Origin of the sequence: Streptomyces aurantiacus JA 4570 (assembly GCF_000414115.1) — a bacterium.
GTDB classification, from domain to species: domain Bacteria; phylum Actinomycetota; class Actinomycetes; order Streptomycetales; family Streptomycetaceae; genus Streptomyces; species Streptomyces aurantiacus_A.
Genome location: NZ_AOPZ01000503.1, coordinates 1 through 14,375, shown reverse-complemented (window position 1 = coordinate 14,375; position 14,375 = coordinate 1). Strand labels below are relative to the sequence as shown.

11 protein-coding genes and 1 tRNA gene are annotated in these 14,375 nt (G+C 74.6%); 6 read left to right on the top strand and 6 right to left on the bottom strand.

Features of this window, described 5'->3' with window-relative positions; translation table 11 throughout:
• Positions 1 to 103: 103 nt before the first annotated feature.
• The 3 genes from STRAU_RS36235 to STRAU_RS36225 are packed head-to-tail and all read left to right on the top strand — an operon-like array spanning position 104 to position 2,771.
• Positions 104 to 1,090 (top strand): LLM class flavin-dependent oxidoreductase, encoded by a 987-nt coding sequence (locus tag STRAU_RS36235; RefSeq protein WP_037664244.1) that lies wholly within the window; start codon positions 104 to 106, stop codon positions 1,088 to 1,090.
• Positions 1,087 to 1,884, top strand: a complete 798-nt coding sequence (locus STRAU_RS36230) for a thioesterase II family protein (protein ID WP_016645364.1) — start codon at positions 1,087 to 1,089, stop codon at positions 1,882 to 1,884. The genes STRAU_RS36235 and STRAU_RS36230 overlap by 4 nt, the downstream gene beginning before the upstream one ends.
• Positions 1,885 to 1,940: 56 nt before the next feature.
• The gene (locus STRAU_RS36225; RefSeq protein WP_037664243.1) at positions 1,941 to 2,771 is read left to right on the top strand and encodes an alpha/beta fold hydrolase; all 831 of its coding nucleotides are present in this window, start codon (positions 1,941 to 1,943) and stop codon (positions 2,769 to 2,771) included.
• Between the two features lie 77 nt (positions 2,772 to 2,848).
• Here STRAU_RS36225 and STRAU_RS36220 read toward each other — a convergent pair whose 3' ends face one another.
• On the bottom strand, positions 2,849 to 3,271 hold the full coding sequence (locus STRAU_RS36220) for a hypothetical protein (protein ID WP_016645362.1): 423 nt from the start codon (positions 3,269 to 3,271) through the stop codon (positions 2,849 to 2,851).
• Between the two features lie 224 nt (positions 3,272 to 3,495).
• On the opposite strand from STRAU_RS36220, the gene STRAU_RS42705 reads away from it, so the two are divergent.
• Positions 3,496 to 3,582, top strand: a tRNA-Arg gene (locus STRAU_RS42705).
• 61 nt (positions 3,583 to 3,643) lie between these two features.
• Here the strand turns inward: STRAU_RS42705 and STRAU_RS36215 are convergent.
• Positions 3,644 to 4,978, bottom strand: coding sequence for a 4'-phosphopantetheinyl transferase superfamily protein (locus STRAU_RS36215; RefSeq protein ID WP_016645361.1), 1,335 nt, complete (start codon positions 4,976 to 4,978; stop codon positions 3,644 to 3,646).
• A 41-nt stretch (positions 4,979 to 5,019) separates the two neighbouring features.
• Positions 5,020 to 6,804 carry an acyl-CoA dehydrogenase family protein gene (locus STRAU_RS36210; protein WP_037664241.1) on the bottom strand — a complete coding sequence of 595 codons (1,785 nt, stop codon included), beginning with the start codon at positions 6,802 to 6,804 and terminating at the stop codon, positions 5,020 to 5,022.
• A gap of 510 nt (positions 6,805 to 7,314) precedes the next feature.
• Here STRAU_RS36210 and STRAU_RS36205 point away from each other — a divergent pair.
• The gene (locus STRAU_RS36205; RefSeq protein WP_016645359.1) at positions 7,315 to 8,106 is read left to right on the top strand and encodes a thioesterase II family protein; all 792 of its coding nucleotides are present in this window, start codon (positions 7,315 to 7,317) and stop codon (positions 8,104 to 8,106) included.
• A gap of 58 nt (positions 8,107 to 8,164) precedes the next feature.
• Complete coding sequence (locus STRAU_RS36200; protein WP_016645358.1) at positions 8,165 to 9,280, top strand: AfsR/SARP family transcriptional regulator; 1,116 nt, start codon at positions 8,165 to 8,167, stop codon at positions 9,278 to 9,280.
• A gap of 237 nt (positions 9,281 to 9,517) precedes the next feature.
• On the opposite strand, the gene STRAU_RS36195 is transcribed toward STRAU_RS36200, so the two are convergent.
• The 3 genes from STRAU_RS36195 to STRAU_RS36185 all read right to left on the bottom strand — a co-directional run bounded on the left by STRAU_RS36195 (position 9,518) and on the right by STRAU_RS36185 (position 14,038).
• Positions 9,518 to 11,881, bottom strand: coding sequence for a condensation domain-containing protein (locus STRAU_RS36195; RefSeq protein WP_016645356.1), 2,364 nt, complete (start codon positions 11,879 to 11,881; stop codon positions 9,518 to 9,520).
• Between the two features lie 152 nt (positions 11,882 to 12,033).
• Positions 12,034 to 12,993: an aromatase/cyclase gene (locus tag STRAU_RS36190; protein WP_016645355.1), complete on the bottom strand. Its 960-nt coding sequence runs from the start codon at positions 12,991 to 12,993 to the stop codon at positions 12,034 to 12,036.
• Between the two features lie 223 nt (positions 12,994 to 13,216).
• Positions 13,217 to 14,038: an AfsR/SARP family transcriptional regulator gene (locus STRAU_RS36185; protein ID WP_016645354.1), complete on the bottom strand. Its 822-nt coding sequence runs from the start codon at positions 14,036 to 14,038 to the stop codon at positions 13,217 to 13,219.
• Positions 14,039 to 14,375: the final 337 nt, after the last annotated feature.

Sequence of the window (14,375 nt, the reverse complement as noted above, 5' to 3'; positions counted from 1 at the left end):
CGGCCCGGCCCGCACCGGCCGCCCTGATCCGGCCTGCGCCCGCCCTGACTTGATCTGCCCTGCCCTGACCTGTCCGCTGAAGACCTCGAACGGAGTCCGACCCATGGACACCTCATCGGGCCCCCCGCAAGTCGGCGTGCTGCTGCCGACCCGGGAGCAGGCCATCACCGGCGCCTTCGCCGCCGCTCCCTTGCTGGACTTCGCCCGCCGGGCCGAACAGGCCGGCTTCGACTCGCTGTGGGCGGGCGACTCGCTGACCGCACGGCCCCGCCTGGACCCCCTGGTGGTGCTGTCCGCCGCGGCCGCGGTCACCAGCCGCGTCACCCTGGGCACGGCCGCCCTGACCCCCGCGCTGCGCCACCCGCTGACCGGCGCCCACCAGGTGGCGAGCCTGGACCACGTGGCCGGCGCCCGGCTCGCGCTCGGCCTGGGCTCGGGCTTCCCGATGCCCGAGACCGAGGAGGAATTCGCCGCCGTCGGCGCTACCTTCGCCGGCCGCGCGGCACGCCTGGACGAGATCGTCGCGCTGTGGCGCCAGGCATGGAACGCCCACCCGGCCGAGGGGGACAGCGACTTCGAGGGACGGTTCTGGCAGGCCAAGGGGCTGCAGCGGCTGCCCGCACCGCAGCGCCCCGGCGGGCCGCCGCTGTGGCTGGCCGGCAGCGACACCCCCCGCGTCCTGGAGCGGGTGGCCCGCCACTACGACGGCTGGATGCCCTTCCTGCCCAGCGCCACCGGTTACGCCGCCGCCTGGCGGCGCATCGGTGAACTGGCCGCGGCCGCCGGCCGGCCCGCCGGCGCCATCACCCCGGCGCTGTACGCCACGATCACCGTGAACCAGGACGCGGCCGCCGCCCGCGCCGAACTCGAGCACTACATCGGGCACTACTACGGGCGCACCCTGGAGCAGATGGCAGCCGTGCAGGCCTACGCCTGGGGCAGCGCCGAGCAGTGCGCCCACGCGCTGGCCGCCTACGTCCGCTCCGGCGCCCGCCATCTGATCATCCGGATCGGCTCGCTCGAGAGCGCGGGCCAGCTCAAGCAGATCGCCGATGCGGTGCTGCCGCGCCTGAAGGAGGTCTCCCCGTGAGCGGCTACGGCCAGGACATGTCCACGGCCGGTTCCTGGTTCCACCCCGTCCAGGCCGACCCCGCGGCGAGCATCCGGCTGTTCCTGCTGCCGCACGCCGGCAGCGGCGCCATCATCTACCGGGACTGGCCCGCCCTGCTGCCGGCCGGCATCTGCGCCCAGGCGGTGACCCTGCCCGGGCGCCACAACCGGCACGAGGAAGAGACCTTCGAGGACTTCGAGCCGCTGCTGGAGGGCCTGTACGAGGCGGTCCTCGACGAACTGGACGACGACCGCCCCTTCGCGATCTTCGGTCACTGCCTGGGCGCCCAGCTGGGTTTCAGGGTGGCGGTGCGCCTGGGCCAGGAGGGCGAGCGCCAGCCGCTGCTGCTGGGCATGTCCGGCTGGTCGCCCGTCGGCTTCTTCAAGCCGACCGAGGAGCAGAGCCGGATGCCCGACGACGAGATGCTGGCGTGGATCAAGAAGCTGGGCTCGTTTCCCGCCGAGGTCTACGACAACCCCGACATGCTCGCCCTGATCGTGCCCGCGCTGCGCGCGGACCTGCGCGTCTCGGCCCAGTACGAGGACGACGGGGCGGGCGTGTCCTGCCCGCTGGCCTCCTACGGCGGCGACAGCGACCCGCTGCAGGAGGCCCCCGACGCGATGACCCACTGGGCCGGGCGCAGCCCGCACTACCTGGGCCACCGCGGCTTCGCGGGCGGCCACTTCTACCTCGATCACCACGCCCTGGCCGTGACCGCGGACTTCTGCCGCCACCTGCGGCGCCTGGCGGCCCAGCCGGCCCCGCCGCGCTGAACACCCCTCCCCCCCTGTCCCCTGTCCCCTGTCTCCCCGTCATCTGGCAGGTCATCATGCCCGTGTTCACCGTCAAGGACGGCACCCAGCTGTATTACGAGGACTGGGGGGCGGGCCGGCCCGTCGTCCTGCTGTCCTCGGCCACCATGAACTCCCGCATGTGGGAGTTCCAGGCCCCCTTCCTGGCCGCGCGCGGCTTGCGCTGCGTGCTGCCCGACCGGCGCGGCTTCGGCCGCTCGGAGCGGCCCTGGGACGGCTACGACTACGACACCCTCGCCGACGATCTGGCCTGCCTGCTGGAGCACTTGCAGCTGCGGGAGGCCACCCTGGTCGGTTACGCGATGGGCGGCGGCGAGGCCGTGCGCTACCTGGCCCGCCACGGCTCGCACCGGGTGGCGCGCCTGGCCCTGGTCTGTTCCACCACGCCCTACCTGCTGCGCGCGCCGGACAACCCCGAGGGCATCGAGGCGGCCGTCCTGGAAGAGGCCGTCGCCGCGATGACATCCGACCGGGCCGGCTACATGGCCCAGTGCGCCGTCCCGTTCTTCGGCGGCCCCGGGGCCGCACCGCACTCGCTGACCCTCTCGCCCCACCTGGTGGACTTCCTGACCCGCCAGGCCCTGGACGGTTCCCTGCGCGCGAGCGTGGAGATCACCCGCACCCTGTTCACCCAGGACCTGCGCCAGGACCTGTGCGACGTCGACGTGCCCACCCTGATCGTCCACGGCGACCAGGACCCCACCGCGCCGCTGGAGCTGTGCGCGCACCGCAGCGCCTGCCTGATCCCCGGCAGCCGCACCGTCGTCTACGAGGGCGGCTCGCACGGCCTGTTCGCCACCCACGCCGACCGCCTGAACACCGAACTCCTCACCTTCGCCACCCCATAGCCCGCGCAAGCGCCGCGCCCGCACCACCGTGGGACCGGGTGGTGCGGGCGCGGCGCGGTCCTCTGCGCGCCGGGCGGCTAGCCGTGGGCCCGGCGCAGCCCGCCGAGCTGGAGGGCGGCGAACGCGGCGACCACCAGGGCCTGCAGCGGGATCCACACCGCGCCCGCCGTGGAAGGCTCCAGCCAGCCCAGGAGCAGGGCGGCCAGGGAGGCCACCGCCCACACCGCGTTGACCTCGATGACCGCCTTGGTGGCCCCGGCCGGCGGCAGCGGACGGGCGGCCAGGAGGGCCACCAGGACGCCGTAGACGCTCAAGAAGGCGCCGGCGCCGCGCAGGAAGGCGCTGTCCACATCGAGCAGCCGGCCCACCGGGCCGGCGGCGAGCAGGTAGATCAGGCCGTTGGCCCCGGTCACCGCGGCGTCCAGCGCGAGGAACAGACGCAGCGGCCCGGCCGCGGCCCGCTCGCCCACGGCGCTCCCCGTGGCCTGGTTCGTCGTCATGATGTCTCCCGGTCTGCTTGGGGGTGGGTGTCGCACACGTGACGCTGCCACCCGCCTCTGACCCGCACCTGACACTGCCCTCGCGCCGCCCTGCGCCCCGGCGGGGTGAGGAGGCTCCGGCGGCGTGTCAGCGCCGTATCAAGGGGCGCAGGCATGCTGGTGGTCACCGAGAGAACGAAAGCCGAGGAAAGAAAACAAGGAAGGAAAGCAGGGAAGGAAAGCAGGGAGAGGTGCCCGGAGTGGCTTATCGGGGACCGGAGTTCGCTTCCGTCGGGCGCAAGCCCACGCAGGTTCGAATCCTGCCCTCTCCGCCCGGGGGCGACCCTCGCGTGCAGACCGGCCCCGCAGCAGGGGGCCGGTCCGTACGCGCGTTCACAGCACGTCGTGCGCCTCTGGCTGCGCGCTCCACTGCGTGTGGTGGGGCCGGCGCAGCAGCGCCTCGGCCAGGGCCTCGTCCAGCATGGTGCGGGCGGCGACGTCGACCGCGTCGTCGAAGCCGAGGTCGACCAGGGCGAGGCTGACGGTGTAGCGGCCGGCCACCGACCAGGTGCAAAAGCTCCACTCGTCGCCCGAGCCGGGGGTGCCGTCCGGGCGCAGCACCTGCACGCGCCGGGCGCCGGGGGCGAAGCCGAACTCGGTGAAGCGGAACCGCAGGCCCTGCCCGATCGCCTTGCTGTATGCCTCTTTGAGGGTCCACAGCCGCACCAGGGCCGCGTTGCGTGCCTGCTGTCCGGTCCGGGCCAGCAGCTGGGTCTCGTAGGGGGTGCAGATCTGGCGTTCCACGGCCGATCCGCGCAGCTGCCGGCTGGAGAGTTCCGCGTCCACGCCGATCCAGCCGCGCCGGGTGATGCCGACGACCAGCAGGTCGGCGGTGTGGCTGAGGCTGATGTCCACCTGGTCGCAGCCGCGCAGGTAGGGGCGGCCGCCGGGTTTGTAGGCCAGGTCGATGTCGGCGGGCCGGGCCTCCAGGACCGCGGCGGCGGCGTACTTGAGCAGCAGCCGTGAGGCCAGAAAGCGGCCGCGGACCTCGTCGTTGGTCATCTGCGCGAAGCGCTGCCAGTCCCGCCCCAGCAGCGCCGGCAGCGCCGAGCCGCCCCCAGCACCAGCACCCGTCTCGGTACCGGTCTCGGCGGCGGCGGTGGCGGACGGGAAGTCGCTGAGCCAGTCGTCCAGGCGGGCGAAGACCACCACGCTGCCCCGCTCGGCCAGTTCACGGCGCACGGTGTGCCAGGGGCCCTGGGGGGTGACCTGCAGCGGCTCGGCGAGGGCGGCCGGCGCGGGCAGCACCGCGGCCGCGGCCGGGGCCGTCCTCACGCCGCGTCCCCCTTCGCCTCCACACCCCGCCCGGACTGCCCGGACTGCCCGGACTGCCCGGACTGCCCCGGACTGCCCGGACTGCCCGGGCTGGGCGGTCTGTTCGGCCTGGGCGGTCTGTTCGGGCCGGGCGGGGTGGGGGTGTGCGGTGGCGGCGGTGCGCAGCAGGTTGGTCAGGGAGCCGATGTCGGCCATGCCGCCGACCATGTCGGGCAGCGGCAGTTCGCCCAGCGCCGGGCGGCGCTCCTGCAGCCGGTCCACCAGTTCGATGAGCATCAGGGAGTCGAAGCCCAGGTCCTCATAGAGCCGGCTGTGCTCGCCGGCCGGGGGCCGGCCGGTCTCCAGCGCCGCGACGACGTCGTCGGCGACCCGGTCGAGCAGCAGTTCACTCATGGTGTCCTCCAGTACATGCAGTACGTGCGGGTGCGTGCGGGTCAGGCGGCCAGCGGGGTGTCGTACAGGTCGAAGCTGGAGGCGTGGGTGAAGCGGCGGGAGAGCTCGGTGAAGACCTCGGCCTCCGGGCCGGGCGCGGTGGCCGGGGTGCCGATGCCCAGGCGGGTGCAGATCCGCAGCAGCGCGGTCACCAGCCACTCGGGGCGGGCCAGGAAGTCGTCCGTGCTGCCCTGCTGGTGGCGCCAGACGCCCAGGCAGGCGGCGGCGGCCAGCACCAGCGTGTAGCGGTCGGCCAGGGCGTAGGTGTGCGGGTTGGCCAGGGAGTGCCGGGACAGGGGGGCAAGGGCCGCGCACGCCTCGCGCAGCCGGCGCAGTTCGCCGGCCAGGTGGCCCAGCAGGGGGCGCAGCACGGCGGCGTGTTCGCCCGCGCCGCTGTGGTCGCAGCTTTCGGCGGCGGCCAGTTCGGCGCACAGCACGTCGTGGGTGGCAAAGGTGCCCAGGCGGCGGAAGTCGAGGGCGGGCAGGTCCGCGCGCGGGGTGAACAGGGCGGGCTCGCCGGGGGCGTCGGTGAGCCAGGAGCGGCGGGCCAGGGCGGACAGTTCGGGGCTGATGGTGGACAGCGCGGCGGCCGCCCCGGCGTGGCCCAGGCTGGTCACCGGCAGGTCGCGTACGTGTTTTTGGAAGATGCCGAACTCGCCGTCGCGTACGTAGATGCTGGAGCCGAGCAGGACCGACAGTTCGTGCACGCAGTCGTGCAGCAGGATGGGCAGCAGGTATTTGGCGGCGGCGGCGTAGACGCCGGTGATGCCCAGGCCCAGGCCGGCCGCGCGGGTGGCGGCCAGGGCCAGGCTGTCGCAGATCAGCAGGTCGGTGAAGGCCCCGGACAGGGTGCGCCGGGCCTGCGGGTTGCGTTCCACCGGCCGCCCGCCCACCCCGCGGGCGGCGGCGAAGCGCAGGGCGGTGCGCAGCGCGGTGTCGGCGCCGCCCAGCACCATCGAGGGCAGGATGCTGCGGGTGAAGGCGAAGGAGCGCAGGGCCAGTTCGACGCCGTCGCCCTCCTGGCCCAGCAGGCTGTCCTCGGGCACCGGGCAGTGGGTGAACTCCAGGCCGGTCATCGGGCAGGGCCGCATCCCCACCATCGGGTAGCGCTCGAGGTCGCGGACGCGTTCGGCGGGCAGTGCGTCGCGATCGAGCAGCAGGGTGGAGTGGGAGCGGCTGCCGGCCTCGGCGGAGCTGCGGCACACGATGACCAGGCCGCGGGCGCGGTCGGCGTTGATGATGACCCGCTTGGTGCCGCTGAGTTCGCGCCGGCCGTCGCGGGTGTCCAGGGTGAACTCATCGCGCAGGAAGGCGTTGCCGTGCGCCAGTTCGCGGTAGGAGACGGCCAGGCGGCCGCCGTCCAGGAGCAGGCCGGCCGCCCAGCGCTGCTGGGCGCGGCTGCCGGCCGCCCACACCGAGGCGCCGGCCAGCACCGAGAACGCCCCGTATCCGGTGCCCAGGGCCTGATCGCGGCGGAAGACGCAGCGCAGTACCCGGGCCAGGGTGTCGGCGCGCACCAGGCGCCCGCCCAGGGCTGCGGGCACGAATTCGGCGTTGAGGTGGAAGCCGTCCAGGAGCTGCTCGGCCTCCGCCTGCGGCCGGCCGCGCTCGTCGGCGGCCAGGATCCCGGCGTGGCCGAGGCTGTTGGCCGGATCCCAGGGGTCGCCGAAGCGGCGCTCCAGGTCGGCGACGCGGGCGGCGACCGCCGCCTCGCTGTGCAGCAGGTCCGCTGCCGGCGGCCGGGCGGCCGCCTCGTTGTGGGATACGGCGAGCGTCGTCATAGCCATCGATCCGCCACCTTCCGCCGGGCAGGACCTCCCGCATCGCGCGGCAGCCCTCAGCCAACCTTCCGTGGTGAGCCTCACCAACGCCTCTGGAGGATCACTTGAGACCCGCACGCGGACCACCACAGACACCCCCACAGACACCCCCGCAGGCCCCGGCCGCACCGTCCTGCCCGCCTTTCAGCGGGAATTTTCCGCGGCGCGCGGGAAGGATCTTTTCCGTGCGGCCCGCATTCCGGGCAGAGCGGCCCGTATTCCGCCGGAGCAAAAGAGGAAGAAGGCAGAAGAAGGCAGAAGGAGGGGGGGCGAGGGGGGAATTGGGGGGGGAGGGCCGGGGGGCGGGCGGGCTGAAAGGCGCTCAAGAACGCTCACACGGTGAGCGGAATCCCTCTGGCGTCCGCGCCCGGATTTCCGTACACCCACTAGGGTCCGAAAGTACACCGCACAACGACCCGTGCAGCGCGCCCCGCCACCTGAACCCCCGTGATGTCGCGGCCCGATCCAAGGAGAGCGATGGACGCCACCGAACCGCAGCTGCGCCTGTTCGTCCTCCACCACGCGGGCGGCTCGCACGTGTCCTACCGGAAGTGGCCGGGCCTGCTGGGCGGGCAGTGGGACGTGCGCCTGCTGGACGCTCCCGGGCGCGGCCGGCTCGGCCATCTGCCGCAGCTGGACAACGCCGGGCGCCTGGCCGACTTCTTCCTGCGCCGCCTGCAGGGCGAACTGCGGGCCCCCTACGCCTTCTTCGGGCACAGCATGGGCGCCCTGATCGCCTACGAGATGACGCTGCGGCTGGCCGCCCGGCACCGGGTGCTGCCGGTGTGGCTGGGCCTGTCCGCGCGCGGCGCACCGCGCCCGGAGGGTGCGGGCAAGCAGCATCACCGGCTGAGCGACGCCGAGCTGCAGACCCATCTGGAGCTGCTGGGCGGCACCCCCGAGGAGGTCTTCGACAACCCCGATCTGTGGGCGCTGTACGACCCGCTGATCCGCGGCGACCTGCGGCTGGTGGAGACCTGGCGGCCGCAGGCCGGCACCGAGCCGCTGCCGGTGCCCCTGTCGGTGTTCGCCGGCAGCCAGGACACCTCGGTGCCCGCGCGGCAGCTGGCCGGCTGGGAGCGGCACACCGAGCGTTTTTTGGGCCTGCGGGTCCTTGACGGCGGCCACTTCTACTTCCAGGACGATCCCCTGCCGCTGCTCGGGCGGATCCGCCAGGACGTCCAGGCCGCCCTCACCGCCGCCCCCGCCCCGGCCCCGGCCGCCCCGGCTGCGGCTCGGGGGGCCGGGCGGGGCGGGGCGGCGCGCTGAGGGCCGGTGGCGTCCACCGCCCGCCGGCGACATGAGGCTTGCGACATGAGGGGGAGAGATGCAGTTCCGCATCCTCGGTCCCGTGGAGGTCCAGGACGAGGCGAGAGGTCTGTGGATCCATCCCACGGGCGCCAAGCAACGCGCCCTGCTCGGCGCGCTCGTGGTCAAGGCCGGGCACGAGGTGTCGGTGCACCGGCTGATCGACGAACTGTGGGGCGATCACCCGCCGGCGAACGCGGCGAACGCGCTGCAGGCCCATGTGGCCCGGCTGCGCCGGCGCCTGCCCCGCCCGCCCGGCCCGTCCGGCCCGGCGCCGGGTGAGTGGATCACCACCCGCTCGCTGGGCTACGTGCTGCGTCTGGGCACGGCCGGCACCGACGCCCAGCGCTTCCACCAGCTGTCCGCCCAGGCCCGCCAGACGGCCGGCCACGACCCGGCCCGGGCCGCCGAACTGTGGTCCAGGGCCCTGTCGCTGTGGCGCGGCCCGGCCCTGGAGGGCACCCACGGCGACATCTGCGCGGCCGAGGCCGCACAGCTGGAGGAACACCGGGTGAGCGCGCTGGAGCTGATGTACGAGGCGTCGCTGCGGGCCGGGCGGCACGGCCGGGTCACCGGCGAGCTGGAGGAGCTGACCTGCGACCATCCCATGCGCGAGGGGTTCTACGACCTGCTGATGATCGCGCTCTACCGCTGCGGCCGGCAGGCGGAGGCCCTGGGCGTCTACGAACGCGCCCGCAAACGCCTGGTGCACGAACTGGGCGTCGAGCCGGGCCCGGCCCTGCGCGGCCGCATGGAGGCCATCCTGCGCCAGGACCCGGCCCTGGCCCAGCCCCTGCCGCCCGCCGCCTCGCGCCCTGGCCCAGAACCCCGCCACACCGGCGACAGCGGCAACACCGGCAGCACCGGCATCAATGACAGCGCCACGGCCCGGGCCCCCCGGGCCCGGGCCCGCACAGCCGGACCCGGAACCCTCGCAGCCGGGGCCGGGGCCGGGGCCGGGGCCGGGGCGGGGGCGGGTGCGGGGGGCGGGGGTGAGGCGTCGGTGCTCTCGCTGGGCAGCCAGATCGCCCGCCTCAACCACCGCATCGAGGGCCTGCGGCTGCAGCAGCAGCAACTGCTGCGCCGCTTCGAGCAGTTGACGGCCACCCCGGGCAGGACCGCACCCGGCCGCTGACACCCCCTTGCGGACACATTCCCGTGCCCGCCGCCTTGCTCTGCGTACGCCGCCTCGTCCGCGTACGCCGCCTTGTTCTGCGTACGCCGCCCTGCGGGTTTCCCGGGGGCGGGGTCCAGTGGGGGTCGAGGCGGGCTCCGGCGGGGTGCGGCACGGTGGCGGTGTTCTGCCCTTCCCTGGTCCGCGGCGGCCTGTCCGGGGCTTTCCCCCGGCTCCCGGGCCGGCCGCCGCTCGGGGCTAGCGGGGCCGTCGGGCCGCCGCGGCCAGCGCCCGGGCCAGCTCGCGTATCCGGCTCTCGCCCGCCGCGTGCGGGGCGCCCAGGACCACCAGCGGCGCCCGGCCGCGGGCGGCCGCGATGTGCCGGGCGAGTTCCAAGGCCAGCGCGCCGGCCCCGGAGAAGCCGCCCAGGACCAGGCGTTCTCCCGGGGCGAGCAGGGGCGCGAGCGCCCGCAGGCACTCCGGTATCCGGGCGGCGTCCGCGCGCAGCACGCTCAGCGCCTGGGGGCCCTGGTAGCGGCGGGCGAGGTCACTGTGGCAGTGCTCGGGGGTGCCGGGCGGGGCGATCAGGCAGATGGTTCCGGCGCCGGGGCGGGCCGCACCGCGCAGCGCCAGCAGCCGCTGGGGCGCCAGGGGCGCGCGCGGGTACAGGCGGGGGGCGGTGGTGCGGGCCAGCGGGGACAGTGCCTGGGCGATGGTGGTCGACTCATCGGCGCCGGCGGGCAGTTCGCGCAGCAGCCGGGCGCTGTGGGCGAGCAGCTGGGCCGCCTGGTCGTCGTGCAGCCGGGCGCGGTCGTGCACCGCGCTCAGCACGAGGTCGCCGGTGCTGTCGTGGTGGGCGAGGACGGCCAGCGCGAAGGCGCCGGGCCCGCCGGCGGGGCCGGTGTCCTCCACGTGGATGCCCTGCGCGGCGAGTTCACCGGCCAGGCCCTGGGGCGGGCGCGGGTGGTGCGCGAAGGACAACAGCGTCGCCGGCCCGCCCGCCCCCGCCCCACCACTGCCGCTGCCGAAGCCGGTGCCGGTGCGGGGGTGTTGGTGCCAGTGGCGGATCTGGCCGGCGCAGACCCATTCGTAGGCGGTCATGTCCAGGACCCGGTCGCGGACGGCGCGCAGCAGGGCGCCCACCGGGGCGGCGGGGTCCACCGGCAGGCTGAGCGGCAGCGGGGACTCCAGGGGGCCGGGGACGCGTTCGATGCCTTCCATCGCGATGCCGCGTCCGGAGACGGTGACGGCGAAGGTCACCGGGGCCGGGCGTGCTCCGGTGCCGGCCGCGGCGAACAGGAGCATCGCCCACACCGCCTGCAGCGCGCTGCTGGGCGTGGCTCCCCAGCGGGCCGCCCAGTGGGCCAGGCGCGCGCTCTCGGCGCGGGTGAGGCGGGCCAGGGTGCGGCCGGTGCCGCGGCGGCCGGTGAGCTCGCCGGCGCCGGCGAGCGGCAGTCCGGCGCCGGTGCCGGCGGGGGTGGCAGTCCAGAAGTCCCGGGCCGGCGCGGGGTCCTGGGCGGCCAGCCAGTGCTGGTAGTCGCGCAGGTCGGGGCGGCGTTCACCGCCGTGGCCGAAGCCCGCGGCGAGATAGGCGCGGTAGAACTCCTGCAGCAGCAGGCGCACGCTGGCGCCGTCGAGCAGGGCGCGGTGGTAGGTGAGGACGACGTCGGTGGGCGCGACGCAGCCGCCGTAGGGTTCGGGCGGGCGGCCCTCGAGCAGCGCGGCCCGCAGCAGGCCCGCCCGGCCGGGCTCGAAGCCGCGCCGGCGTTCTTGTTCCATCAGCGCCTGCCGGGTCAGGGTGCCGTGCCGGTGGCGGCGGATGTCGGGGCGGGCGTGGGCGTGCAGCGCCAGGCGCGGGTGGGGGTCGAAGACCAGGGCCGCGCGCAGCACGCTCTCGTGGTCGAAGACGCGCTGCCAGGCGGCGGTGAACCGGCCGGTGTCCAGCGGCCCGTGCCAGCGCCGCAGCAGCTGGGCGATCTGCTGGTGGGGGAAGTCGGCGGTGGCGGTGAGCAGATCGCGCTGCAGCGCGGTGAGCGCCAGCGGCTCCGGCAGCCGCAGCGGCGGCACGCGCCGGGGCAGAGCACGACGCGGCACCCCGCCCCCGCTGCCCCCGGCCCCGGCCCCGGCCCCGGCCCCGGTGCCGGTGCCGGTGCCGGCCCCGGTGCCGGTGCCGGTGCGGGTGCCGGTGCCGGTGCCGCTGGTGCGGGCGTCGTCCCCGTCCCCGTACGCGGCCTGTCCGCCCCCGGCGTATCCGTACCCGGCGTATCCGGGCTCCTCATACCCGCCGCCCTCAAACCCGGCGGCCCCGGTGTTCCCGGTGTTCCCGGTGTTTTCGGCCCCGGTGTTTTCGGTGCCGGTGGCTGCGGTGAGCAGGTCGGCGAGGGCGCCCAGCGGGTAGTCGGCGGTGCCGTGCAGGACGTGGTGGCCGGGTTTGTGGCGTACGGCGGGCGGTGCCGGCTCGCACGGGCGGGGGGTGTCGGCGGCGAGGCGGGCGAGCGCGGCGTCCAGGAGCGGGGCGGGCAGCGGGCCGCGCAGTTCCAGGGTGCACGGGGCGTCGCCGGCCGGGCCGTTGACAGCCAGTACGGCGGTCAGCGACACCGCCATGGTGCGTTCGACGGTCATCGGCTCTGCGGGGCCCCGTGCGCCCGGGTGCGGCGACGGCGACGGCCCCTGCCTCCTCTCCTTCGAGCGCGGGCATCGAGTATGGTCCGCGCCTCCCACGCGAGGCTGACGCGCCTCTGACGCCCCCGAGCCTCCCCGGGGGCGGGGCGGGTTTACAGGACGCGGACGGCGGACTGGGCGTGCTGCTGGGCCAGGCGCAGGATCTGCAGGCTCTGGTAGCTGAGTTCGCCGTGCACGCGGCGGCGGGCGTCGCTGAGGGTGGCGCCGGCGCCCAGGACCTCCTCGATGTCCTTCTCGCGCAGCACCACGTGGTGCTGGGCCAGGACGGTGACGCCGCTCTCGTCGGGGACCACCGACCATTCGCCGCAGTGCGCGGCGATGAGTTTGCGGGTGGCGGTCTCTTTGTGGACGATGCGTCCGGCGTGCGGGAAGCACACCCGCACCGAGGTGACGGTGTGGGCGCCGGTGCCGTCGGCGCTGGCCAGGTCCAAGGTCACCTGCTGGACGCCGACCTGGGGTTCGGCCAGCTGGACGCGGCGTACGTGCGGGACCTGCTGGGGCCAGTCGGCGACGTCGTAGAGGAAGCCGTAGACGAGTTCGGCGCCGCCTTTGACGCGTACCGATTCCTCGAAGGACAGCACCAGTTCGTCCAGCCGGCCCCAGTGCTGGGCCAGAAAGCGCAGGCTCCTCAGATCGGAGCGGGCGTTGGCGGTGGTGGCCGCTCTCAGCCAGGCCACGTCCTGGGGCCGGTCGCCGGCGGCGGTGAACTCGTGCTCCACGCTCAGCCGGCAGCGCTCGGGGCCCAGCGCCGTCACCGTCCAGGTGCCGCCCATGGACTGGGCCTGTTCCATGACCTGGTCCTGGCGGAAGGTGACCTGGCGGCGGGCGGCGTCCTGGATGCGCTGGGAGGTCCAGGACCTGACCTGCCCGTCGGCCAGCACCCACATCCGCAGCCGTTCGCGCACCCCGTCGAAGTCGAGCCGCTCCACATGCACGTTGGGCGGGAAGTACAGCGGCCAGCGCTCGGCATCGGCGATCAACTGGTAGACGACTCCCGCGGGCGCGGCCACCTCGACCGCGTGCGACAGACGGCGTACACGCTCACCCGACACGGGACCACCTTCTCTCCTGGAAAAGGGCCGCCCGGCTGCCGTGGGCGGGGCGCGGCGCCCGGCATGCGTTTTTTCCGCGGGGCGGCAGTTGGACAGAGTCTGTCCGCTGCCGCTCGACGGCCGCCGGAGCACCGCCGGAGCGCCGCCGGAGTGCTGCCGCAGTGGCTGCTGGGGGGCGCCTTGGGCGGGCGGGGGGGCGGGTCAGGCGGGGCGGGGGGGCGGGTCAGGCGGCGTAGAGGTCGAAGGTGGAGCTGCGGCGCGCTCCGGCGACGACGTCGAGCTGGGGGTCGACGGCCAGCATGGCCTGGTGCAGGCGCTGCACCTGCGGGGAGGGCTCCACGCCCAGTTCCTCGATCAGGCGCACGCGCAGCTTGCGGTAGATGTCCAGGGCGGATGCCTGCCGGCCCGAGCGGTAGAGGGCGACCATGGCCTGGGAGTGCAGCCCCTCGTGCTGGGGGTAGCGGGCGGTCAGCTCGGTGAGCTCGGCGATGAGTTCGGAGTGCCGGCCCAGGCGCAGGTCGGCGTCGATGCGCCGCTCGACGGTGCCCAGGCGGCTCTCTTCCAGGCGCATGACCTCGATCTCCAGGATCGGTCCCAGGCGCACGTCGACCAGCGCCGGCCCGCGCCACAGGTCAAGGGCGCCGCGGAAGTGGCCGGCCGAGGCGTCGTCGTCGCCGGCCTCGAAGGCCGCCCGCCCCTGGGTGACCATGCGTTCGTACTCGTGCACGTCCACGCTGGCGGCCGGTATCTGCATCAGATAGCCGCCGTGGCGGGTGGCCAGGACTTCCTTGGCCGCGCCCGGCGCGTCGGGGCCCATCGCGGTGCCCAGGCGCCTGCGCAGCTGCAGGATGTAGGTCTGCAGTGTGGTGAGCGCGCTCTGCGGCGGCTCGGTCCCCCAGATCTCCTCCATGAGCATGGGGACGGGCATCACCCGTCCGGGATAGAGGGCCAGCAGCGACAGAATCTGCCGCGGCTTGCCGGCCGTCGGGACGATGGATCCCCCGTTGACCTCGGCACTCAACGGACCCAGAACCTGAATCTTCACTGGTTTCCTCCGTACCTCGTCGAGTTCCTCTCAGTGACTGATTTCCGTCGCCGCCAGCACACTAGCCGTAATTGCCCGGCCCCCTCCTTTCCGTCGACCAGGACTCAAGGCCGTTCCGACTGCCCGTCACCGGCCGCGAATTCGCCTGTTACCGCACCCGGCTCGAGAATGCGTGAAAGACGCCTGGAGCAGGACTCGTACCGTATTTCGCCGCATCCCCTTCCCGGCTACCGTGCCAAGAAAAAGCCTCCGCCCCTTTTACGCATATCGCGGGCCGGCCGCCCCGCGGCGGCCCGCGCACCGCCTCCCCCGGCCGCCCGGGCCCCAGCCCGCCGGG